This is a genomic window from Streptomyces sp. Y1 (genome assembly GCF_041053115.1).
Taxonomy (GTDB): Bacteria; Actinomycetota; Actinomycetes; order Streptomycetales; family Streptomycetaceae; genus Kitasatospora; species Kitasatospora rubellomurina.
In genome coordinates this window covers 4,979,547-5,002,788 of sequence record NZ_CP163445.1, presented here as the reverse complement: position 1 = coordinate 5,002,788, position 23,242 = coordinate 4,979,547, and the positions used below count along the sequence as shown (strand labels likewise).

The following is a 23,242-nucleotide window of genomic DNA, read 5'->3' as shown; positions in this document are numbered from 1 at the left end:
GCCGCACCCTAGTGCGCTCAGCGGGTGGCGGGGGCGGGTGTGGCGAGGGCGGGCAGGTCCAGGGTGAGGGTGCCGGCGTCGGCGTCGAGCAGGGCGGGGACGCCGAGCGGGACGGTGAGGCTGGACGGGCAGTGGCCGAAGCCCAGTTCCCACAGCACGGGTATGCCGAGCGGCCCGAGGCGGTCGAGCATCACCTGCCGCACCCGGTCCGGTCGTCCGCAGCCCTCCCAGGAGCCGAGGGCGATGCCGGCGACTCCGTCCAGAGCGCCGGAGCGCAGGAACTGGGTGAGCAGGCGGTCGAGCTGGTAGGGGTGCTCGTTGACGTCCTCCAGGACGAGGATGCTGCCCGCGAAGGACGGCCGGGCGGCGGGGGTGCCGCGTTCGGCGGCGAGGACGTGGACGCACCCGCCGGCCGTGACGCCGCGGGCCCGGCCGCCGACGAGCGGGGTGGCGGTGGGCGAGGTGAGGACGGTGGTGGCGGCCGGGTCGAAGAGGGTGCGGCGCAGGTGCTCGGCGGTGGGGCCGTCGTCGACGAAGGCGGCGCCGGCGGCCAGCGGCCCGTACAGGGTGGCGAGGCCGAGGCGCTGGGCGAAGGCCTCGTGCAGGGAGGAGACGTCGCTGAAGCCGATGAACGCCTTGGGCGGGACGGCGGCCATGGCCGTCCAGTCGAGGAGGTCGACCATGCGGTGGACGCCGTAGCCGCCACGGGCGGAGATGACGGCGTCGACGGTGGGGTCGAGCCAGGCGGCCTGGAGGTCGGCGGCCCGGTCGGCGTCGGTGCCGGCGAGGTAGCCGAGGGTGGGGTGGGTGTCGAGGACGTGCGGGGCGACGGTGACGCGCAGGCCCCAGGAACGGAGGATCTCGCAGCCCGCGGTGAGCCGCACGGGGTCGATCGGGCCGCTGGTGGCGACGACGGTGATGTGGTCGCCGGGGCGCAGGTGCGGCGGTCGGGTCAGCCCCGGGCCGGGTGGGGTCGGGTGCTGGGCCATGGGCCGGTCCGCCTTTCGGGAAGGTGGGGAGGGTGCGAGCGTTCGGGCGGCCTCGAACACGCCGGGGCCGCCCGTGACGATATGCCCTCGCATCGACCGCTCGATGTTCCGATCCGCTGACGCACCGGGGTCCGGTACGGCGGCGTCCCGGCCCGAGGGGTGAGCGCCCTTCAGGCGATCGCGCCCATCACCTCCCGGACTTCGGCGAGGGTGGCGTCGGCGACGGCGTTGGCCCGCTCGGCGCCGTCGCGCAGGACCTGCCGCAGGTGGCCGCGGTCGGCGGCGAGTTCGGCGCGGCGGGTGCGCAGCGGGCGCAGGTGCTCGTTGACGGCCTCGGTGGCGGCGCGCTTGAGGGCGGCGGCGCCGCCGTCCCCGATCTCCTCGGCGACGGTCTCGGGGTCGCGTTCCTGGCACAGCGCGGTGAGCAGGACGAGGCTGGAGACCTCCGGGCGGCCGGTCGGGTCGTAGCCGATGCGGCGTTCGGCGTCGGTCTTGGCGCCGCGGATCAGTCGGGCGGTCTCGTCCTCGGTGGCGCCGAGGGTGATCGCGTTGCCGCGGCTCTTGCTCATCTTGCCGCCGTCGGTGCCGAGGAGCAGCGGGGCGTCGGAGAGCAGGGCCCGGGGGGCGGGGAAGACGCCGCTGCCATCCGCGTGCGGGTAGCGCTCGTTGAAGCGGCGGGCGATGGTGCGGGCGACTTCGAGGTGGGGCACCTGGTCCTGGCCGACCGGGACGAGGGTGGCCTTGCAGGAGAGCAGGTCGGCGGCCTGGTGGACGGGGTAGGTGAACATCAGTCCGCTGACGGCGGACTGGCGGGAGTGGGCGATCTCGTCCTTGACGGTGGGGTTGCGGCTCAGTTCGGCGACGCTGACCAGGCTGAGGAAGGGCAGCATCAGCTGGTTGAGGGCGGGGACGGCGCTGTGCGCGAAGATCGTGGCGCGGTCCGGGTCGACGCCGGCGGCGAGGTAGTCGAGGACGAGGTTCTCGGTGTGCTCGGCGAGCCGGTCGGCGACGTCCCGGTCGGTGATCACCTGGTAGTCGGCGACCAGGACGAACAGGTCGACGCCCTGGTCCTGGAGGCGGACCCGGTTCTGCAGGGTGCCGAAGTAGTGGCCGAGGTGGAGCGGCCCGGTGGGGCGGTCCCCGGTCAGGACGCGCTGGGTGGCCGGGTCGAAGGTCGAGGTCGGGGCGGGTACCTGGGTGGTCATCGGGGTTTCTCCTCGGTGCGGCTGCGGTGGTGGCTGCGGCCGTCCGGGGCGCGGGGCCCGTCCCGCGGAGAAACGCGTCAGGGCCGTCCGAAATCCCGGACGGCCCTGGTCAGGCGAGCGTGGTGGCCGTCCTAGGACGGCCACCAGCACAGGCCCGTGAAGCGCTTCATGCGGCCCATCGTAGCGTCGGTCCCCGGTGGCGCCGGTCCTCGGTGGCGTCAGTCCTCGGTGGCGTCAGTCCTCGACGACGAGGGCGGAGGCGTCCTCGCGCAGCGTCTCGCCGCGGAAGAACTCCGGCCGGACGCGGCCGTACCAGGTCATCAGCGCGGCGCCGAGGAGCAGGATGCCGACGCCGATGACGAACACCGAGCCGATGCCGAGGACGGCGCCGCTGCCGTAGTCGGGGGACCAGGCGTCGGTGAGGGTCTGCAGGAAGACGGCGGTCAGCAGCACGCCGCCGAGCAGCGGGGCGATGCCCCTGAGCAGGAGGTCGCGCGGGCTGGTGCGCAGGGTGCGGCGGAAGTACCAGGCGCAGGCGAAGGCGGTCAGCGCGTAGTAGAAGCAGATCATCAGACCGAGCGCCAGGATGGTGTCCTGGACGACGTTCTCGCTGATCAGACTCATGCCGACGTAGAACACCGCGGTCGCGACGCCGGCCGCGACGGTCGCGTAGCCGGGGGTGCGGAAGCGCGGGTGGACGGTGCCGAAGCGCGGCGGGACCGCGCGGTAGGCGCTCATCGCGAGCAGCGTGCGGGCCACCGGGATGAAGGTGGTCTGCAGGCTGGCGGCGGCGCTGGCGACCACGGCCAGGAACAGCAGGACGCTCCACGGCGAGCCCAGCACCGGACGGGCGAGCGCGGCGAAGACGTTGTCGGCGGTCGCCGGGTTGCCGAGGCCGGTGCCGGTGGTGCCGACGCCCGCGAACATCTGCGCGGCGACCGCGACCAGCAGGTACGAGCCGACCAGGGTGACCATCGAGATCATCGCGGCGCGGCCGGGCGTCCTGGCGCTGCCGAGGGTCTCCTCGTTCATGGTGAGGCAGGTGTCCCAGCCCCAGTACATGAAGATCGACAGCGACAGGCCCGCGGTGAACGCGCTGAAGGAGCCGACCTGGAGCGGGTCGAGCCAGGAGGGCGAGAAGCCGATCGAGTCGGGCAGGCCGCCGGAGACGGCCCTGCCGACCGCGATGCCCGAGAACAGCAGCAGGACGGCGAGCTGGAGACCGACCAGGCCGTACTGGAACCACTTGGTGGCCGTCATCCCCCGGTAGCTCATCGCGGTGGCGCCGGCGATCAGCAGGACCACGGTGAGCAGGTGGACGGCCTTGTCCTGGTCGAGCTCGGCGATCCACCCGCTCCCCGTCATCTCACCGAGCATCAGGTAGAGGAACTCCGTCGCCACCCCGGCCAGGTTGGACAGCACGACGATGGTGGCGACGGTCAGCCCCCACCCGGCCATCCAGCCGACCCGGGGGCCGAACGCCCGGGCCGCCCAGGTGAAGGACGTGCCGCAGTCCGGGAAGTCCTTGTTCAGCTCCTTGTACGCGAACGCCACGAGCAGCATCGGCAGGAAGCCCGCCAGGAACACCGCGGGCATCTGCACGCCGACCGCGGTGACGGTCGGGCCGAGCGTCGCGGTCAGGCAGTAGACCGGGGCCACGGTCGACACGCCCAGCACCACGCTGCCCAGCAGGCCGACCGAGCCTCCCCGCAGGCCCTTGTCCCCCGCTCCCCCCGCCGTCCCCCGGTCGGGGAGCTCACCACTGGTGCCACTGACCGGGGCACCCTGCGGAGCACCGGGCGCCATTGCCCGGCCGCTACCTCTGCGCTCTGAGAGCTGCTGATCAGACACCAGCGCACTCTAAGTGCGGGTGCGAAATGTTGAATAGACCAACTCTTGGTGATTCTTTGCACTTCGTTGGTATTCGTCCACGGGCTCCGCCGGGGCCGCGCGTCGGCGCGTAGGCGTGCACGCCAGGCGCGCGACCGGCGCCGCACGCTCCGCCCGGCAAACCCCGGGAACCCAGCGGACCCGTCGCGCCCGGCAGTTGGGCGGCCACGCCCCGTAGGGGCGGCGGAATCCCGCGGGCACACGCCCTGAAATGACGCTTGGAGCTGGTCGCGCCGTGCGGGAGGATCATCAGGACCGTCCCCGAAGGGCCCGCCGATGACTTCGCTCCACCCCACCGCCACCGACCCGTCCCGACCGTGCCCGCCGGTGGACGGTGCCGGGGCCCCGCCTCCGCCCGCCGCGCGCTGCTCGATCACGACGGCCGCCGACCCCGGCCCGGCCGACGCGGAGCCGTCCGGCCTCGCCCGGCACGACTCGGTGCCGCAGCCGCGCGGGCCGCGCGACGCGGCGGTGCGGGATGCGGCGGTGCGGGAGGTCTCGGTGCGGGACGCCGAACTGCCGGACGTCGCACCGCAGGAGGGTCGGGCGCGGGACGTCCAGGCGCTCGCGGCCGCGCCTGCGCCTTCCGGTCAGTCGGCGCCGACGCCGGGGCCCGTGCCGGTCCCGGTGGCGCTGCCGCGTCCGGTGCGCGAGCGGCCGCACGGGCTCGGCCCGTTGCGGCCCTCGCCCTCACGTCGACTGCGCCGGATGCACCCCCAGTCGGCCCCGACCGGGCAGGAGGCGGCCGCACGGGAGACGGCCGCGACCGACCCGGCCGGGACGGCACCCCGAGCCGATCTCCGTACCGGCCCCGGAGCAGCCCACGAAGGCGCCCCGACGCACGGCGCCACGAACCTCCAACCGGCTCCGGCCGCCGATGCGGTGGCCGCCTGGGTGCCGCCGGGCGCGGGCTGGGCGGGCGCGGGTGCGGGTTGGGCGGCCGGTGGGGTCGTCGAGGCCGGGGCCGGCCCCGGTGCCGGGCTCGGCCGTGCCGAGCCGCCGCTGGGCATCCTGATCAGCTCCGGCCCCGGCCAGCCCGAGGCCGCCGGACGGCCGGAGGAGCGGGCGCCGGTCCGGGTCGCGGCGCACACCGTCCGGGTCGGACGTGGTACCAGCCTGGTCGTCCTGCCGTCCTGGCGGCCCGCCATCGCCGTGTCGGTGCCGACCGAGCAACTGCTGTCCGCGACCGGGCTCACCATCGAGCGGCTGGGCACCGCCCGGCTGACGGTGCTGATGAACCCCGGCGCGCTGCACGACCGGGAGTTGGACCTGCACGGCTGGGAGTCCACCCCGGCCGGACGGGGTCGGCGGGGCGGACGCCCCTAGCGGACCCCGCCCCTGCAGGCCGGACGCCTGTGGTTGCCCGGACGTCCGCGGCGGCCCCGCCGTCCGCGGCGGCCCGAGCGTCCGTGGCGGCCCCGACGCCTGTGGCGGCCCGGTCGTCGTCACTCGGCCGAGCGGATCGTCAGCGGACCACCGGGGCGTTCGGGACGTACCCCAGGTCGACCGGCACCGGGGCACGCCCGTCGACGGCCCAGCCCTCCCGCACGGCGTCCAGCAGTTCCGGCAGTCGGGGCGGCCAGAGCGCGTCGGCGTTCTCGTCGGCGAGGTCGGCCCGGGTCCACCAACGCCAGTCGAGGATGCGGTCGGTGGCGTGCACCGCGCTGACGTCGCCGACCGGGCCGCGGTGCGGGCCGGTGGTGAGGTAGATGTGCTCGTGCTGGCGCACCGGGGTGCCGTGCCAGGTGAAGTCGTGCTCCCAGGTGCAGAGCAGCGGGCCCGGTTCGAGGTCGGTCCAGCCGGTCTCCTCCCAGAGTTCCCGGCGGGCGCCCTCCCGCGGTGTCTCCCCCGGTTCCAGGCCGCCGCCCGGCATGGTCCAGTGCACGCCCACCTCGTCGTTGTCGGACCGGAGCAGGAAGACCGAGCCGCCCCCGTCCAGCACCACCGTGCGGGCGGCCTGACGGGGAACGCGCTTGCGGCGCAGCAGTTTTCGCATCGGACCACTCTCGCAGCGGCCGGTGGGGGCGTCGAGCGGATTCCGGCACGGTGCCGACCGCTCCCCCGCCCCGCCCGCCGGCCGTACCCTGACCGCCATGCGTGTACCCGCGATCATCTTCCCCGCCGATCCGCTCAACCCGCGCCGGCCCGACCCGCACTTCGCCTGGGAGGCCCGGCTGCTGCGGGAGTTGGGCGGGCGGCACCACCTGGTGGATCACGACGCGCTGCTCGGCGGGGACGCCCGGGAGGCCGTCCGGCAGGTGCCGGAGGGCAGCGGCCCGCTCTGGTACCGGGGCTGGATGGTGCCCTCGGCCCGCTACGCCGAGTTCGCCGCCGCGCTCGCCGGGCGCGGCGGCACCCTGCTGACCAGTGCGGCCGGGTACGCGGCGGCGCACGAACTGCCGGGCTGGTACCGGGTGTTCGAGGGCGCGACCCCGGACAGCACGTGGATCCCGTGGGACGGCTCGGCGGAGGGCCCCGGGCCGGAGGAGCTGGCGGCGGCGGTGGCACGGCTCGGCGGGAGCGGACCGGCGGTCGTCAAGGACTACGTGAAGTCGCGCAAGCACGAGTGGCACGAGGCCTGCTACGTGCCGGAGTTGGCGGATCTGGCGGCGGTCGGCCGGGTGGTGGGGCGGTTCGTCGAGCTGCAGGGCGAGTTTCTGGCCGGCGGGGTGGTGCTGCGGCGGTACGAGCGGTTCGAGCGCGCGGACGGCGCGTCGGCCGGGGGCGAGGGCGGAGGCGGAGGCGGGCGCGCCGTGGAGGCGCGGGTGTGGTGGCTGGACGGGCGGCCGGTCCTGATCGGGCCGCACCCGGACACCCCGCACCTCGCCGCCGAGCCCGACCTCGCCGACGTTTCCGCGCTGGTCCGGGCGCTCGGCTGCCGGTTCGTCACGACCGACCTCGCCCGGCTGGCGGACGGCTCCGGCTGGCGGGTGGTCGAGGTCGGGGACGGGCAGGTCAGCGACCTGCCGCACGGGATCGACGCCTCCGGGCTGCTGGCCTCGCTGATCGCCGCCTGACGACGGGGCCCGGCCCGGCGGGGGCCGTCCTGTCGGGCCGTCCTGTCGGGCAGCCCGGGAGGGAACGGGCCGGATCTGGCCGGATCTGGCCGGATCGAGGCGGATCGGGTTCGAGCACGGTTAGGAGCGGTCGAACGCGGTCGGACCCGGTCGGAGTCGACCGGGCCCGTCCGGCCGTCAGGTGAGGCGGCGCTCCGCGGGCTAACCGGCCGGGACCGGCTCGGCCGCGTGGTGGCCCTCCGCGATGAACGCCTGCCAGAGCCGGGCGTACGTCCCGCCCCGGGCGAGCAGTTCGGTGTGCGTGCCGTCCTCGACCACCCGGCCGTGGTCCAGCACGACCACCCGGTCGGCGCGTTCCGCGGTGGTCAGGCGGTGGGCGATGACCAGCGTGGTGCGGCCGCCGCTGAGCCGGTCCGCGGCCCGGTTGACCGCCGCCTCGGTGGCCAGGTCGAGTGCCGCGGTGGCCTCGTCGAGCAACAGGACGTCCGGGTCGACGAGTTCGGCCCGGGCGAGCGCGATCAGCTGGCGCTGGCCCGCCGAGAGGTTTCGCCCGCGGCCCGCGACCTCGTGGTCGTAGCCTCCCGACAGCCGGACGATCATGTCGTGCGCGCCGACCGCCCGGGCCGCCTCCTCCACCTCGGCCGCCGTGGCGTCCGGCCGCCCGTACGCGATCGCCTCGCGCACGGTGCCCGCGAACAGGTAGGCCTCCTGCGGCACCACGCCCAGCCGGTGGCGGTACTGCGCCAGGTCGTAGCGGGTGAGGTCGACCCCGTCGACCCGCACGGTGCCGGCCGTCGCGTCGTAGAACCGGGCGACCAGCTTGACCAGCGTCGACTTCCCGGCGCCGGTCTCGCCGACCAGCGCCACCGTCTGACCGGCCGGGATGTGCAGGTTCACGTCGCTCAGCACCTCCGGGGCGCCGTCCGCACCGCCGTTGTAGGCGAAGCCGACGCCCTCGAAGGCGATCTCGCCGCGCAGCCGACCGTCGACCGGCACCGGGTCGGCCGCCTGCGCGGTGGTGGTCGGGGTGCGCAGCAGCTCGCGGATCCGGCCGAGGCCGACCGAGGCCTGCTGGTAGCCGTCGAACACCTGGGACAGCTGGTTGACCGGCGCGAAGAACAGGTCGATGTACAGCAGGTACGCGACCAGAGCGCCGACCGTCAGCGTCTTGTCGTCGACCCGGGCCGCGCCCACGATCAGCACCAGCGCGGCGGCCACGCTGGAGAGGAACTGGACGAACGGGAAGTACAGCGAGATGTAGAGCTGCGCGCGGACGCGGGCGTCGCGGTAGGCGATGCCGCGGGCGACGAAGCGGTCGGTGTTGGTGTCCAGGCGGCGGAAGGCCTGGACGATGCGCATGCCGGCCACGTTCTCCTGCAGGTCGGCGTTGACCGTGCTGATGAGGTCGCGGGACAGCTCGTACTGCTCCCTGGACTTCCGGCGGAACACCAGGGTCGCGATCACCAGCAGCGGCAGCACCGCGAAGACCACCAGGGCCAGGCCCGCGTCGATGATCAGCAGGGCGGCGAAGATGCCCGCGAAGGTCAGCAGGCTGACCACGGCGGTGACCAGGCCGGTCTGCAGGAAGGACGTCAGCGAGTCCAGGTCGGTGGTCATCCGGGTCATGATCCGGCCGGTCAGCTCGCGCTCGTAGTAGTCCAGGCCGAGCCGGTTGAGGTGGGCGAAGATCTTCAGCCGCAGCGTGTACAGCACGCGCTCGCCGGTCCGGCCGCTGACCCGGTTCTCGGCGCCCTGCACCAGCCAGTCCAGCAGCACCACGACCAGCGCGACGAGCCCGGCCACCGCGACCCCGGACATCAGGCTCTTGCTCACGCCCTCGTCGATGCCGTTCCGGATCAGTACCGGGAGCACCAGGGCGGCGGCCGCGTCCAGGGCGACCAGCAGGAAGGCGAGCGCCAGCGGGCGACGGAAGGGGCGCAGCAGGCGGCCGAGGGTGAAGTCGGGGTCGCCCGCCTCGGCCTCGGCGCGGGGGACGGCCGGGGAGTCGGTCGCGGGCGGCAGGGCGGCGACCTTGGCCAGCAGCTCCGGGTCGGCGCCGCGGGCCGCCTTGGCCAGGGCGGGGGTGGGGAGGTCGGGCGTGGGGAGGTCGGGCGTCCGCTCGGCGGCCGGGGCGGGCTGGTCGGTCTGGTCGGCCTGGTCGGTCCGCTCGGTGCGGTCGGCCAGGGCCGGGTCGGCCGGGGAGTCGTGCTGCCCGTCCTGGGCGGCCGGGGTGCGGCCGGCCTCGGGGTCGGTGATCAGGGCCCGGTACTGGGGACATCGGGCGTCGAGTTCCTCGTGCGTACCGATGTCCAGCAGCCGGCCCTGCTCCAGGACGGCGATCCGGTCGGCGAGCTGGAGGGTCGAGCGGCGGTGGGCGATCAGCAGCGTGGTGCGGCCGGTCATCACGGACCGCAGGGCGTCGTGGATCTCCGCCTCGATCTGCGGGTCGACCGCCGAGGTGGCGTCGTCCAGCAGCAGGATGCGGGGGTCGGTGAGGATCGCCCGGGCCAGGGCGATGCGCTGGCGCTGGCCGCCGGAGAGGGTCAGCCCCTGCTCGCCGACCTTGGTGTCGTAGCCCTCCGGGAGCGCGCGGATGAACTCGTCGGCCTGGGCGGCCCGAGCGGCGGCGACGATCTGCTCGTCGGTGGCGTCCGGGCGGCCGTACGCGATGTTGGTGGCGACCGACTCCGAGAACAGGAAGCTCTCCTCGGGGACGATGCCGACCGCCGCGCGGACCGAGTCCAGGCTGAGGTCGCGCAGGTCGTGGCCGTAGAGGCGGACGGCGCCGGCGGCCGGGTCGTAGAAGCGGGGCACCAGCTGGGCCACCGTCGACTTGCCGGAGCCGGAGGCTCCGACCAGGGCGAGGGTCTCGCCGGGGGCCAGCGTCAGGCTGAGGCCGTGCAGGACCGGGGCGGGGTGTTCGGGGTCGTAGCGGAACTCGACCTGGTCGAACTCCAGGGCGACGTCCCGGGTCCGGGGGCCGGCCGTGGTGGCGGACGGGGTGGCGGGCGCGGTGGTCGTGGCGGGCGCGGCGGCGGCGGGCGCGGCGGCGGTGTCGGTGTCGGTGTCGAGGGTGAGGTCCAGGGTGAGCGCGCCCGGGCGCTCCTGGACCAGCGGGCGCTCGTCGATCAGCTGCAGGACGCGCTCGACGCCTGCCCGGGCCTGCTGGCCGACCGTGATGACCATGGTCAGCATCCGCACCGGGCCGGTCATCTGCGCGACGTAGGTGGAGAAGGCGACGAAGGTGCCGAGCGAGACCTGGCCGTCGACGGCCAGCCAGCCGCCGAAGAACAGCACTGCCACCTGCGCGAGCGCGGGTATCGCCTGCATCGCCGGGTTGTAGCGGGCGTTGAGGCGGATCGAGCGCAGCCGGGCGGCGAAGAGGTTCCGCGAGGCGCCCTCCAGCTTGTCGAGCTCCTGCGCCTCCTGGCCGAAGCCCTTGACCACGCGGACGCCGCCGATCGCGCCGTCCACCACGCCGGCGACGGCGGCGGCCTCCTGCTGGGCCGCCCAGGTGGCGGGGAACAGGCGCTTGCGGCTGAGCACCGATATCCACCACAGCGCGGGGGCCATCACCAGGGCGATCAGGGTGAGCGGCGGGGACAGCCAGACCATGACGCCCAGCGACATGCCGAACATCAGCAGGTAGCCGGTCATCATCGGCAGCATCGAGAGCAGGCCGTTGACCAGCTGGAGGTCGGAGGTGGCGCGGCCGACCACCTGGCCGGTGTCCAGGCGGTCCTGGCGGTGGCCGTCGAGCCGGCCGAGCGAGCGGAACAGGTCCGCCCGCATGTCGTGCTGGACGTCCAGGGCGAGCTGGCCGCCGTAGTAGCGGCGGACCTGGGTGCAGCCGAAGACCACGGCGGCGGCGAGCAGCAGCACCACCGCCCACGGCGCCAGGGGGCGGGTGTGGGCGGTGATGACGTCGTCGATGATCAGCTTGGTGACCAGCGGCACCAGCGCGGTGACGGCCATGCCGAGCAGCGAGGCGCCGAAGGCGAGCAGCAGGCTGCGGCGGGACCGCCAGCAGTAGCCGAGCAGGCGGCGCAGCCAGCCGGCGGCCTCCGGGGCGTCACCGGCGGCGGCCGGGCCCGGGGCGTCGTCGGGTACGGCCTGGCTCGGGGCGGGGGCCGTGTCGGCCGGGCCCTGGGCCGGGGTCGAGGCCGGGGCGCCGCTCGGGGATGGCTGGGATTGCTCCACCGTAGATCCGTGAGTCTCGGGCATATTTAGGGATGCTAACCATTTCGTCGGGTGGCCGCCACGGCGTTTTCGGCCCCGATGGAGCCGAAGGGCGCGCCCGGGCGGCCCGGATCGTCCGGTCCGGCGGACAGGCCAACAGCCTGCGGCCTGCCGCGATTCCCGGTCGAACGCGGATTCGGGCCGGCCGACCGACCGCACCCCTTCCAGGGTCGGCGAACAGCCGTCGCGCACCCAGCGACCAGGGGCGGGCGGGCACCGGCCTTTGGGCCTAGGGCCGGGGGCGGGGACGGGGGTGCGGGTGGGGGCGAGGGTGCGGGTGGGCCTCCGGGCGGGGCGGCTCAGTCCTCGGTTTCGGCCCCGGCCCCGGCCCCGGCCCTGGCGTTGGCGTTGGCGTTGGCGTCGGCCGGGGCTCCAGCGCCGGCTTCAGCTTCGGCGCCCGCGCCGGCTGCCGAGTCCGCGGCGGCCGCGAAGGCGCCGTGGGCGAGGGCGTGCAGCAGGGCGGCCATGCCGTCGCGCTGGAGACCGGCACGCTCGCCCTGACCCGGGTTCGAGCCGAGGCTGTGCGGGGTCGAGTTGATCAGGCCAAAGACGGCGTGCACGGCCGCCCGGGCCACCGGCTCGGCGCCGGGCGCGGCCAGCGGCGGGTAGGCCTGCCGGACCACGTCCACCCACAGTTCGACGTAGCCGCGCTGGAGGCGTCGGACGGTGCGGCGGTCCTCCTCCTTGAGATTCAGCAGCTCGCGGTCGTGGAGGGTGATCAGGTCGCGGTCGTCGAGGGCGAACTCGACGTGGCCGCCGATCAGCGCGTCCAGGGCGGCGTGCGGTCCGCCCCCGCCACCGGCCCGTCGCCGGCCCTCCTCCAGCAGGCGCTCGCTGATGCCGATCAGCAGATCGGCGAGCATCGCGTCCTTGCCGGCGAAGTGACGGTAGAGGCCGGGGCCGCTGATGCCGACCGCCTTGCCGATCTCGTCCACGCCCACGCCGAGGAAGCCCCGGGCGGCGAACAGCCTCGCGGCCTCCCGGCGGATCTGGTCACGGCGCGTGAGTGCGGAGGCGGTCGGGGCGTTCGGCATGCCGTCCATCGTAGACAGTCGGGTTATCGACCGTTAACCTGGCCGCGTAAGTTAACGTTCATTAACGTGGGGACCGTGGCCGCACCGCACCCGGCCGCCGTCCTGGTGCCGAGGGCAAGGGAGCTCTTGGGAATGGTCATCTCAACCGCCGGAACGCCCACCGGCGTCCAGCTCAGCGCAACCACCGGCACCGCTGCCGTGCCGGGTGCCGCAGCACCGGGAGCAGCCGCCCCGGCGCCCCGGCTCGGTACCTCCGCGGACCCGGGCTCCGCCGCCTACCAGGCCAACGCCGAGGCGCACCGGGCCCTGGTCGCCGAACTGCGGGCGAAGCTCGACGCGGCCGCGCTCGGCGGCGGCGCCAAGGCCCGCGCCCGCCACACCTCGCGCGGCAAGCTCCTCCCCCGCGACCGGGTGGACACCCTGCTCGACCCGGCCTCGCCGTTCCTGGAGCTGGCCCCGCTGGCGGCCGACGGGATGTACGGCGGGGCGGCGCCCGCCGCCGGGGTGATCGCCGGCATCGGCCGGGTCGCCGGCCGCGAGGTGGTGGTGGTCGCCAACGACGCCACCGTCAAGGGCGGCACCTACTACCCGATGACGGTGAAGAAGCACCTGCGCGCCCAGGAGGTCGCGCTGGAGAACCGCCTCCCCTGCGTGTACCTGGTGGACTCGGGCGGCGCCTTCCTCCCCATGCAGGACGAGGTGTTCCCGGACCGCGACCACTTCGGCCGGATCTTCTACAACCAGGCCCGGCTCTCCGCCGCGGGCATCCCGCAGATCGCCGCCGTGCTGGGCTCCTGCACGGCCGGCGGCGCGTACGTCCCGGCGATGAGCGACCAGGCCGTGATCGTCCGCAACCAGGGCACGATCTTCCTGGGCGGCCCGCCGCTGGTGAAGGCCGCCACCGGCGAGGTGGTCACGGCCGAGGAGCTGGGCGGCGGCGAGCTGCACTCCCGCACCTCCGGCGTGACGGACCACCTGGCCGAGGACGACGCCCACGCCCTCTCCCTGGTCCGCACGATCGTGGCCGGGCTCGGTCCGCGTGAGCCCAGGCCGTGGCCGCTCGCCCCGGTCGAGCCCCCGGCCGTCGACCCGGCCGGCCTGTACGGGGTCGTGCCGGTGGACCCGCGCACGCCGTACGACGTCCGCGAGGTGATCGCCCGGCTGGTCGACGGCAGCCGCTTCGCCGAGTTCAAGGCCGAGTACGGTTCGACCCTGGTCACCGGCTTCGCCAAGATCCACGGCCACCCGGTCGGCATCGTCGCCAACAACGGCGTGCTGTTCGCCGAATCGGCCCTCAAGGGCGCGCACTTCATCGAGTTGTGCGACCAGCGCGGCATCCCCCTCCTCTTCCTGCAGAACATCACCGGCTTCATGGTCGGCCGGCAGTACGAGGCGGGCGGCATCGCCAAGCACGGCGCCAAGATGGTCAACGCCGTCGCCTGCACCCGCGTCCCGAAGCTGACCGTGGTGATCGGCGGCTCGTACGGAGCCGGCAACTACTCGATGTGCGGTCGGGCCTATTCACCTCGCTTCCTGTGGATGTGGCCGGGCGCCAAGATCTCCGTGATGGGCGGCGAGCAGGCGGCCTCCGTCCTCGCCACCGTCCGCCGCGACCAGTTGGAGGCGCACGGCGAGCAGTGGCCGGCCGAGGCGGAGGAGGAGTTCAAGCGCCCGGTCCGCGAGCAGTACGAGCACCAGGGCAACGCCTACTACGCCACCGCACGGCTCTGGGACGACGGCGTGATCGACCCGATGGACACCCGCACCGTGGTCGGCCTCGCCCTCACCGCCTGCGCCAACGCCCCGCTGCCGCCCGCCGGCCCGTACGGCGTCTTCCGGATGTGACCCCCGGCGCCGGCGAACCGCGTTCGCCGGCGCACCTCCCCTTCACCTCCACCTCCTTCGTACGGCCCCCTCGACCCGGAGGAACGCCTCCCATGTTCGACACAGTTCTGGTCGCCAACCGCGGCGAGATCGCCCTGCGGGTGATCCGCACCCTGCGGCGGCTCGGTGTCCGTTCGGTCGCCGTGTTCAGCGACGCGGACGCCGACGCCCCGCACGTCCGCGAGGCGGACGTCGCGGTCCGGCTCGGCCCGGCCGACCGCAGCGACAGCTCGGCGGCCGAGACCTACCTGCGGACCGACCAGATCCTCGCCGCCGCCCGCCGCACGGGCGCCCAGGCCGTCCACCCCGGCTACGGCTTCCTCGCCGAGAACCCCGGCTTCGCCCGCGCCTGCGCCGACGCGGGCCTCGTCTTCATCGGACCACCTCCCGGTGCCGTCGAGTTGATGGGTGACAAGATCAACGCCAAGGAGGCCGTTCGGGCCGCCGGCGTTCCGGTGGTCCCCGGCAGCCAGGCCACCGCGCCCAGCGACGAGGACCTCGTCGCCGCCGCCGACGAGATCGGCTACCCCGTACTGCTCAAGCCGTCCGCCGGAGGCGGCGGCAAGGGCATGCGCCTCGTGCGGGACCGCGCCGACCTGCCCACCGAGATCGCCGCCGCCCGCCGCGTCGCCCGGACCGCCTTCGGCGACGACACCCTGCTCCTGGAGCGCTGGGTCGACCGGCCGCGCCACATCGAGGTGCAGGTGCTCGCCGACGCCCACGGCACCACCGTCCACCTCGGCGAGCGCGAGTGCAGCCTGCAGCGCCGCCACCAGAAACTGATCGAAGAGGCTCCCTCCGTTCTCCTCAATGCCGAGACCCGCGCCGCGATGGGCGCCGCGGCCGTCCGCGCCGCGGAGTCCTGCGGCTACACCGGGGCCGGCACCGTGGAGTTCATCGTCCCCGGCATCGACCCGGACTCCCCCGCCTCCGCCTCCACCGAGGGGGTACGGGACTTTTTCTTCATGGAGATGAACACCCGCCTCCAGGTGGAACACCCCGTCACCGAACTCGCCATCGCCATCGGCGAGGACTCAGCCCGACTCGACCTGGTCGAGTGGCAGCTGCGCATCGCCGCCGGCGAACCGCTCTCCTTCGATCAGTCCGACGTCTCCTTCCAGGGCCACGCCATCGAGGCCCGCATCTGCGCCGAGGACCCGGAACGCGACTTCCTGCCCACCGGCGGCCGCATCCTCACCCTCGAAGAGCCCCGGGGCGAGGGCATCCGCGTCGACTCCGGGGTCGCCCCCGGAACCGTCATCACCAGCGCCTACGACCCGATGCTCGCCAAGGTCATCGCGTACGGGCCCGACCGCCCGACCGCGCTGCGCCGGCTCCGCGCCGCGCTGGCCGACACCCGCGTCCTGGGCGTCACCACCAACACCGGCTTCCTGCGCCGACTGCTCGCACACCCCGAGGTCGTCGCCGGCCGACTGGACACCGGCCTGGTGGAACAGACGGCCCAGCAGCAGCCGGCCCTGCTCGCCTCGCCCTACTCCCCGGCGAACGCGTCCCCGGCGAACGCGTCCTCAACGGACGCGGCCACCCCGGTGGATCCCGCCGCCCCCGCGGCGACCGAACCTCCGTCATCTGCCCACCTCCTCTACTACGCGGCCGCGCTGGCGCGGCACCTGGACCTGACCCCGGCCGCCGACCCCGGCGGCTGGACCGACCCGTTCTCCCTTCCCTCCGGCTGGCGCCTGGGCGGCACCCCCGCCTGGACCGCCCACCGGCTCCGGGCCCCCGGCCAGGACCCGGTGTCGGTGCGCATCCGTTCGATCACTGCGGGCAACGTAGCCGACACCACTGACAATTCCGCCGGGCGCATCATGGAGGTGGAGCTCCGCCTCGACGCCGGGCCCGTCCACCGCGCCCGCGCGGCCCGGGTCGGCGACCGGCTGCACCTGACCGTCGACGGCCTGCAGACCGCCTTCGCGCTGGCCACCGACACCGACCCCGGCCTCGCCGCCGGCCCGGTGACCTGGCTCGGCATCGAGGGCGACGCCTGGCCGGTGCACGCCCACGACCCGGTCGGCGAGAGCGCCGCCGCGGCCGGCGCCCACCACGGCGCCCTGACCGCCCCGATGCCCGGCACCGTCACGGTCGTCAAGACCACGACGGGCGAGACGGTCCGCAAGGGCCAGCCCCTGCTCGTGCTGGAGGCCATGAAGATGGAACACGTGATCGCCGCGCCGCACGACGGCGTGGTCGCCGAGCTGCGGGCCACCGCCGGCGCGACCGTCGCGATGGAGGACCTGCTGGTCGTGGTCACCCCGACCGAGGACGCTGCCGGGCCGGCCGCCGCGGAGGTGCGGTCGTGACCGCCGCGACGCACGAGCCCGACGCCCTCGACCTGGGCCTGCCCGACCCGGTCCGCGCCGCCGACCTGCCCGAAGAGGTCCGCATCCACGAGGTCGGGGCGCGCGACGGGCTGCAGAACGAGAAGTCCCTGGTGCCCGTGGAGGTCAAGGCGGAGTTCATCGCCCGGCTCGCGGCCGCCGGGCTGCGGACCGTCGAGGCCACCAGCTTCGTTCACCCGAAATGGGTACCGCAGCTCGCCGACGCCGAGGAGCTGATGCCCCGGCTCGCCGACCTGCCCGAGCGTCACCCCGGCCTGCGGCTGCCGGTGCTGGTGCCCAACGAGCGCGGCCTCGACCGCGCGCTCGCCCACCGCGCCACCGACATCGCGGTGTTCGCCAGCGCCACCGAGACCTTCGCCCGGCGCAACCTCAACCGCTCCGCGGACGAGGCCATGGCGACGTTCCGCCCGGTCGTGGCCCGGGCCACCGAGGCCGGGACGGCCGTCCGGGGCTACCTCTCGATGTGCTTCGGCGACCCGTGGGAGGGGCCCGTCCCGGTCGAGCAGGTGGTCCGGTACGGCGCCGAGCTGCTGGACATGGGCTGCGCGGAGCTGAGCCTCGGCGACACCATCGGCGTCGCCACGCCGGGCCAGGTCGACGCCCTGCTGGCGGGCTTCGCGCGGGCCGGCGTGCCGGTCGACCGGATCGCCGTGCACTTCCACGACACCTACGGCCAGGCGCTCAGCAACACCCTGGCGGCGCTGCGCGCGGGCGTCACCACGGTGGACGCCTCGGCCGGCGGCCTGGGCGGCTGCCCGTACGCCAAGAGCGCGACCGGCAACCTGGCCACCGAGGACCTGGTGTGGATGCTGCACGGGCTCGGCATCCGGACCGGCGTCGACCTGCGCGCGCTGGTCGCGACCAGCGGCTGGATGGCCGAGCGGCTGGGCCGACCGAGCCCGTCCCGAACCGTCCAGGCCCTGCTCGGCGCCGCCCGGGGCTGACCCGCCCCGGCGGCGGCGCCCCCGCTCGGCGCCGGCTCCCGCACCGGTTCGGCGTCGGCCTCGGCCCCGGCCGCACGGCCCGGCCGGCGCCGAGCACCACGTTCATCCCTCAACCACACCGCGCGACTGTCACACCGTCAGACAGGAGCCGGTCATTCCGCGAATGCCCGCGGCCACCCCGGCCGGGCACCAGGAGGATCAGATGCTCGACCACCGACTCAGCAGCGAGTACGAGGAACTGCGGCGCACCGTCGCCGAGTTCGCCCAGGACGTGGTGGCCCCGAAGATCGGCGAGTTCTACGAGCGGGAGGAGTTCCCGTACGAGATCGTCCGGGAGATGGGCCGGATGGGCCTGTTCGGCCTGCCGTTCCCGGAGGAGTACGGCGGCATGGGCGGCGACTACTTCGCGCTCGGCCTGGCCCTGGAGGAGCTGGCCCGCGTCGACTCCTCGGTGGCCATCACCCTGGAGGCTGGCGTCTCGCTCGGCGCGATGCCGATCTACCGCTTCGGCACCGAGGAGCAGAAGCGCGAGTGGCTGCCCCGGCTGACCTCGGGCGAGATCCTCGGCGCCTTCGGCCTGACCGAGCCCGAGGGCGGCTCGGACGCCGGCGCGACCCGCACCACCGCGCGGTACGACGAGACCACCGACGAGTGGGTCATCAACGGGACGAAGTGCTTCATCACCAACTCCGGCACCGACATCACCGGGCTGGTCACCGTCACCGCCCTCACCGAACCGATCGCTCGTTCGAGTGAAGAAGGCGAATTCCGCTCGCCCACGCGGGAGATCTCGTCCATCATCGTGCCCACCGGGACCCCGGGGTTCCAGGTATCGAAGAAGTACTCGAAGGTCGGGTGGAACGCCTCCGACACCCGCGAACTGTCCTTTACCGACTGCCGCGTTCCCGCGGCCAACCTGCTGGGCGAGCGTGGCCGAGGCTACGCCCAGTTCCTGCGCATCCTCGACGAGGGGCGCATCGCGATCGCCGCCCTGGCCACCGGCCTGTCCCAGGGGTGCGTGGACGAATCCCTCAAGTACGCCGGCGAGCGCCGGGCCTTCGGCCGGCCGATCGGCGCCAACCAGGCCATCCAGTTCAAGCTCGCCGACATGGAGCTGCGCGCCCACACCTCCCGCCTGGCCTGGCGGGACGCGGCTTCCCGGCTGCTGCACGACGAACCGTTCAAGAAGGAGGCCGCGATCGCGAAGCTGTACTCGTCCGAGGCCGCCGTCGACAACGCCCGCGACGCGACCCAGATCCACGGTGGGTACGGCTTCATGAACGAATTCCCGGTCGCCCGGTTCTGGCGCGACTGCAAGATCCTGGAGATCGGGGAGGGGACGTCCGAGGTGCAGCGGATGCTCATCGCCCGGCACCTCGGCGTCGAGTCCTGAGAGTCGATTCCTGAGAGTCGATTCCTGAGAGTCGATTCCCGAGGGACGTCACCGAGTGGTGTCCCTGAGGAACCTGCCTGAGGAACCTGCCTGAGTCGTCCGGCCCACCCGGTCGGCCGGCTCAGGGGATCACGATCACCGGGCGGTTGGCCCGCCGCGCCAGCCGTCCGGAGACCGAACCGAAGATCTTGCCGAGCAGGCCGTGCGTCGTGCCGACGACGATCGCGTCGGCGGCGTACTCGCGGCCGACCTCCTCGATCTCGTGGCAGATGTCGCCGCCGCGCTCGATCAGGATCCAGGGCACCCCACTGAGGAAGTCCGCGCAGGCCAGCTCCAGGCCCAGGACCTCGGTCCGATGGTCGGGAAGGTCGACGAAGACAGGAGGCTCACAGCCCGCCCAGACCGTGGCGGGCAGGCGGTTGGCGACGTGCACGATCACCAGGCCGCACTGGGAGCGGCGCGCCATGCCGACCGCGTAGGCGAGGGCGCGCTCGCTCGACAGCGAGCCGTCGAAGCCGACCACCACGCCGTGCTGGAACACCGGGTCGGGGGCGCCCGTCTCGGTCTCCTGCGCCGAGGGCTCGCCGTGCGCACCGCCGGGCACGCCGGGCCCCGCCTCCGGGCGCTCGGCGCCCGGGCCCAGGCGGCCCGTCACCGGACGTCCCCCAGGGTCGGCCGGGAACTCGCCACGCCGCTGGCGGGGCCCGGGGCGGTCACGGCGGTCGGCGCCGACGCGTCCGGCCTCGCCACGTCCGGCGAGACCGCGCCCGGCAAAACCGCGCGGGACGAGGCCACGCCCGACGAGACCGCGCAGCGCTCGTGCCAGGCCTCGGGGGCCGGCTCGCTCGGTGCCCGCCTCGCCAGGGCCCGCGTCGCCGGGAGCAGGGGTGTCGGGGGCTGCGGTGCCGGGGCGCTCGTCGCCCGCTTCGCCGTCCGCCTCGCCGGCCGGTCGGCGGCGGTTCGGGACGCCGGGGCGCTCGTCAGGGCGCTCGCCCGTGCCGGGCCGGTCTCCGGCCTGCCCCCGGTCGCCGCAGGCGTCGTCACCGCGGACGTCGGCCAGGTCGTCGCCGCGTGCCTCGTCGGCATGCCCGCCGTCACCGCGATTCCCGTGGTCGTCGGCCGGGACGAGGTCCGCGCGGCCGCCGTCGGCGCCGGTTCCTGCGCCGGTGCTGCGGGACGCGTCCGGTTCCACCGGTCGGGAAGGCTCAAAACCAGCCATGGCTCACGGCTCTTCGAGGGAGAGGGGCCGACAGGAGTGGACAACGCTGCCCGGGCAGCAGGCCCGCCCACGGGATGACGTCGGTCTGCGCCGCGCAGCACCGTATGTGACCTGTTCCTTTCAGAGTACGACGGGCGCGGGGCCCGGCCCACCGGCCGAGCCCCGGAGCGACGTTGTTCCCGCGAAAGGGGGATGCGCCCGCCGCGGCGGTGCGCCCTGCCCGCGAGCGGTCGCGCCCCCTCCGGAATGGAGGTTCCCTGGAGCTTGACTGAGCGGACCGGGCGGCGCAACAGGCCCACGGGACACCGTGACCGGACTGTCATGGATCGGCGACGATCCGTTGCCGGTTGTCGCGAACCGTGACGTCACACGCGCCCCACCAGCCCCGGGCGGCTCCTCCGGCCCACCCGCCCAACTGGTGCCACAGTCCGTTTCGGCCACTTCGTACGGCTTCGCGACGGCGTCTGGCATTTGCCACATGCATAGGCGCCGACGCTGGCACCATGCTCGGCATGCCCCTGCTGCTGTTCGACCTCGACAACACCCTGTTGCCCCGGGACGCCGCCTTCCGGGCCTGGGCGCAGGACTTCCTGTCCGAACACGACCTACCGCCCGGCGACGTGGAATGGTTCGTCACCCTCGACGGCAGCGGCTACGTGCCGCGCAGCACCGTACTGTCCGCCGTCCGGCGCCGCTACGGCCTGGACGCCTCCGTCGAGTTCCTGCTCGCGCACTTCCGACGCGGCATCAACTCGCACATCCGCTGCCCGTCCGGGCACATCGCGGCGCTGGAGGCCGCGCGGGCGGCCGGCTGGACGCTGGGGATCGTCAGCAACGGCGGCACCCGGCCGCAGTTGGAGAAGATCCGGCGGACCGGGCTGGGGGCACTGGTCGACGGCTGGGTCATCTCCGAGGAGGCCGACTGCGTCAAGCCGGACCCGCTGATCTTCGAGATCGCCGCCCGGCGGTGCGGCGTCGCGCCGACCGGGGACTGGACCGCGCACACCTGGATGGTCGGGGACCACGCCCCCGCCGACATCGCCGGCGCCGAGCTCTCCGGACTGCGCAGCGTCTGGTTGCACCACGGGCGGCCGTGGTCGGAGATCGGCTACCGGCCGACGTTGAAGGCGGCCGGCCTGCCGGAGGCGGTGGGCCAGGTGCTCTCCGCCCGCACCGCGCCCTCCCTCCGGCCGGGCATCCGAGCGGGGGGAGCGGCCAAGCGGCGGATCGCGGGCGCGCCGGCACGGGCGACGGCGCCGCTCGGCGCGCGATCCGGCGCGCACTCGGCGACGGCCGCCCCGGACGGCCCGGGTGCGCCCGTTGCCGCGAACGCCGGACCGGGCGGCGCCCCGGGCGCGGGGGCCGGGTCGGGTGTCCGAAACCGCTCCGGCGGGTTTGCCGTGCTCGCGGACAAGCCCCCACGCGCGGGCGCGGGCGCGGGCTCCGGCACCAGGGCGGGCGCGGCGACGGGCGCCGCGCCGGAGGCGGGGCCGCAGGGGCATCGCGCTGCTGCGGCCGTGCGCCCAACTCCCCTCCGCGCGACGGGCGATGGAACGGGCTCCACCCCCACCACCGGACCGGCCACGGCACCGGTCACCGCCCCCGCCGCCACCCCCGCCACCCCCGCCACCGCAGCGGTCGGCGGGCGCAGCGGCGCCCCGCGCACCTCGCCGATCAGCGCCGCGCGCCCCACCCCGATCACCGAACCGGCCGCTGTCGCCCAGTAGTTACGGCAGCCGCGACGACGGCCCGGGAGCCGGGCCGACCGTCGCGCTCACCCGCCCGCGACGGCGAGGGACCACCGGCAGGTGCGGGCCGATTCGGTGAAGCCCAGCTTCCGGTAGACCGGTTCGCCGAGCGTGGAGGCGACCAGGGTGGCCGGGCGGTCCGGGTGGGCGTGGGCGAGCGCCGCCCGCGTCACGGCGGCGCCCACCCCCTGGCCGCGCCGGCCGGGCAGCGTGGCGACCCAGTAGACGCCGGTCATCAGGCCGTCGTCGTAGGTGAGGCAGGCGCCCCCCGGGTCGCCGTCGATGCTCCCCAGCCAGCCACGGCAGCCGGGTTCGGCCAGCAGCCGCCACGGGAGCGCGTCGCCCCGGACCCAGGGCTGCCGGGCGGGCAGCGGGAATCCGTCCACGATCACCCGCTCGACCTCGGCGAAGGTGTCGGCGTCCAGCGCCTCGACGACCGTCAGAAGGCTGCCGTCACGGGTCCGCGAAGTCGCGGGCGGCACAACCGCCCCGTGCTCGGCCGCCCCGTGCTCGGCCGCCCCGTCAACGGCCGGTCCGGGTTCGCGGAACATCACCGGCATCACCGAGACCCGGCCGGGCCCGAAGGGGTGCAGGTCAAGCCCGCCGTACAGGTCCTCGACGGCCAGGCTGACGGTCGACCACTCCGCCACGAGCTCGGTCAACTCCCGTTCCACTAATCCTGGTTCGGCATACGGGCGGGTGATCACCACGCGGTGGACGTCGTCCGGGGTGCGGGCTCCGCGCACGGCCGTCCAACCGGGGCGGACGCGGGTCTGCCAGCCGTGGACGCGGGCCTGGGCGAGCCAGAAGGATGCTGAGTTGTCGTTGGCCTGTTCGAGCCGGCGGTCTGTGTTCACGGCAGGACCGTAGCCCGGCCGCCGGGGTGCCGGTTCCGCCGCCCCGGCCATGGCCGGATGAAGCCTGGGAGGCGCACGGTCCGGGCGCGTGCGCCCTCGCGTGCACCGCCGATTTTCGGTCAATTTCGCGCGGGCGACTCCCGCTTGGACATATCCGCAGCCCAGACCCGCCGCTCGGGCGCGCGGAGGCCGGGCGCCCCGGGAACCGCCCCGCAACAACCGGCCACCCTTGCACCCGCCCTCTTCCCAGAAAGGTCGACGGGTGCCACGCTTCGTGATCGAATGCATCACGCCAAATTGCCATGTCGACATAGCGTCGGATGGTGAACTTGTCACAACGGCAATGGTCCACCGGATAGATTTCGATCTTGGCTAGCAGTGCCGCACCACCCACACCACACCACCGAGGGGGCTTGAGCGCCTTGAGCAGGGTGAGCAGGAGCGACGCGGGTCCGGACAGCGG

General features: G+C 74.4%; 15 protein-coding genes and 1 pseudogene. 8 read left to right on the top strand and 8 right to left on the bottom strand.

Features of this window, described 5'->3' with window-relative positions:
- Positions 1-17: 17 nt before the first annotated feature.
- The 3 genes from AB2U05_RS21670 to AB2U05_RS21660 all read right to left on the bottom strand — a co-directional run bounded on the left by AB2U05_RS21670 (position 18) and on the right by AB2U05_RS21660 (position 4,000).
- Positions 18-989 carry an LD-carboxypeptidase gene (locus AB2U05_RS21670; protein WP_045711486.1) on the bottom strand — a complete coding sequence of 324 codons (972 nt, stop codon included), beginning with the start codon at positions 987-989 and terminating at the stop codon, positions 18-20.
- A 170-nt stretch (positions 990-1,159) separates the two neighbouring features.
- Positions 1,160-2,194: a tryptophan--tRNA ligase gene (trpS, locus tag AB2U05_RS21665; protein WP_369183997.1), complete on the bottom strand. Its 1,035-nt coding sequence runs from the start codon at positions 2,192-2,194 to the stop codon at positions 1,160-1,162.
- A 234-nt stretch (positions 2,195-2,428) separates the two neighbouring features.
- Positions 2,429-4,000: an APC family permease gene (locus AB2U05_RS21660; protein WP_369183996.1), complete on the bottom strand. Its 1,572-nt coding sequence runs from the start codon at positions 3,998-4,000 to the stop codon at positions 2,429-2,431.
- Between the two features lie 360 nt (positions 4,001-4,360).
- Here AB2U05_RS21660 and AB2U05_RS21655 point away from each other — a divergent pair, with 360 nt between their 5' ends.
- Positions 4,361-5,410, top strand: a complete 1,050-nt coding sequence (locus AB2U05_RS21655; RefSeq protein WP_369183995.1) for a hypothetical protein — start codon at positions 4,361-4,363, stop codon at positions 5,408-5,410.
- Between the two features lie 139 nt (positions 5,411-5,549).
- On the opposite strand, the gene AB2U05_RS21650 is transcribed toward AB2U05_RS21655, so the two are convergent.
- Entirely contained in the window at positions 5,550-6,080 is a 531-nt protein-coding gene (locus AB2U05_RS21650) for an NUDIX hydrolase (protein ID WP_045711482.1), read from the bottom strand.
- A gap of 97 nt (positions 6,081-6,177) precedes the next feature.
- Here AB2U05_RS21650 and AB2U05_RS21645 point away from each other — a divergent pair, with 97 nt between their 5' ends.
- Positions 6,178-7,101, top strand: coding sequence for an ATP-grasp domain-containing protein (locus AB2U05_RS21645; RefSeq protein WP_369183994.1), 924 nt, complete (start codon positions 6,178-6,180; stop codon positions 7,099-7,101).
- A 201-nt stretch (positions 7,102-7,302) separates the two neighbouring features.
- Here AB2U05_RS21645 and AB2U05_RS21640 read toward each other — a convergent pair whose 3' ends face one another.
- Both AB2U05_RS21640 and AB2U05_RS21635 read right to left on the bottom strand, forming a co-directional pair.
- Positions 7,303-11,151 carry an ABC transporter transmembrane domain-containing protein gene (locus AB2U05_RS21640; RefSeq protein ID WP_369185979.1) on the bottom strand — a complete coding sequence of 1,283 codons (3,849 nt, stop codon included), beginning with the start codon at positions 11,149-11,151 and terminating at the stop codon, positions 7,303-7,305.
- A 488-nt stretch (positions 11,152-11,639) separates the two neighbouring features.
- Positions 11,640-12,374, bottom strand: a complete 735-nt coding sequence (locus tag AB2U05_RS21635; RefSeq protein ID WP_369183993.1) for a TetR/AcrR family transcriptional regulator — start codon at positions 12,372-12,374, stop codon at positions 11,640-11,642.
- Positions 12,375-12,506: 132 nt separating this feature from the next.
- On the opposite strand from AB2U05_RS21635, the gene AB2U05_RS21630 reads away from it, so the two are divergent.
- From AB2U05_RS21630 to AB2U05_RS21615, 4 genes are all read left to right on the top strand, one after another.
- The gene (locus tag AB2U05_RS21630; RefSeq protein ID WP_369183992.1) at positions 12,507-14,219 is read left to right on the top strand and encodes a carboxyl transferase domain-containing protein; all 1,713 of its coding nucleotides are present in this window, start codon (positions 12,507-12,509) and stop codon (positions 14,217-14,219) included.
- Positions 14,220-14,311: 92 nt separating this feature from the next.
- Positions 14,312-16,579, top strand: coding sequence for a biotin carboxylase N-terminal domain-containing protein (locus AB2U05_RS21625; RefSeq protein ID WP_045703221.1), 2,268 nt, complete (start codon positions 14,312-14,314; stop codon positions 16,577-16,579).
- Between the two features lie 32 nt (positions 16,580-16,611).
- Positions 16,612-17,562 carry a hydroxymethylglutaryl-CoA lyase gene (locus tag AB2U05_RS21620; protein ID WP_078860825.1) on the top strand — a complete coding sequence of 317 codons (951 nt, stop codon included), beginning with the start codon at positions 16,612-16,614 and terminating at the stop codon, positions 17,560-17,562.
- A gap of 202 nt (positions 17,563-17,764) precedes the next feature.
- The gene (locus AB2U05_RS21615; protein ID WP_045703260.1) at positions 17,765-18,955 is read left to right on the top strand and encodes an acyl-CoA dehydrogenase family protein; all 1,191 of its coding nucleotides are present in this window, start codon (positions 17,765-17,767) and stop codon (positions 18,953-18,955) included.
- A gap of 121 nt (positions 18,956-19,076) precedes the next feature.
- On the opposite strand, the pseudogene AB2U05_RS21610 reads toward AB2U05_RS21615, so the two are convergent.
- Positions 19,077-19,502 (bottom strand): annotated as a pseudogene (locus AB2U05_RS21610) (universal stress protein); the annotation flags it as partial.
- Positions 19,503-19,541: 39 nt separating this feature from the next.
- Here AB2U05_RS21610 and AB2U05_RS21605 point away from each other — a divergent pair.
- Both AB2U05_RS21605 and AB2U05_RS21600 read left to right on the top strand, forming a co-directional pair.
- Positions 19,542-20,252, top strand: coding sequence for a hypothetical protein (locus AB2U05_RS21605; RefSeq protein WP_369183991.1), 711 nt, complete (start codon positions 19,542-19,544; stop codon positions 20,250-20,252).
- 425 nt (positions 20,253-20,677) lie between these two features.
- Positions 20,678-21,901 (top strand): HAD family hydrolase, encoded by a 1,224-nt coding sequence (locus AB2U05_RS21600; RefSeq protein WP_369183990.1) that lies wholly within the window; start codon positions 20,678-20,680, stop codon positions 21,899-21,901.
- Positions 21,902-21,948: 47 nt separating this feature from the next.
- Here the strand turns inward: AB2U05_RS21600 and AB2U05_RS21595 are convergent, their stop codons facing one another.
- Positions 21,949-22,779, bottom strand: a complete 831-nt coding sequence (locus AB2U05_RS21595) for a hypothetical protein (protein ID WP_369183989.1) — start codon at positions 22,777-22,779, stop codon at positions 21,949-21,951.
- Positions 22,780-23,242: the final 463 nt, after the last annotated feature.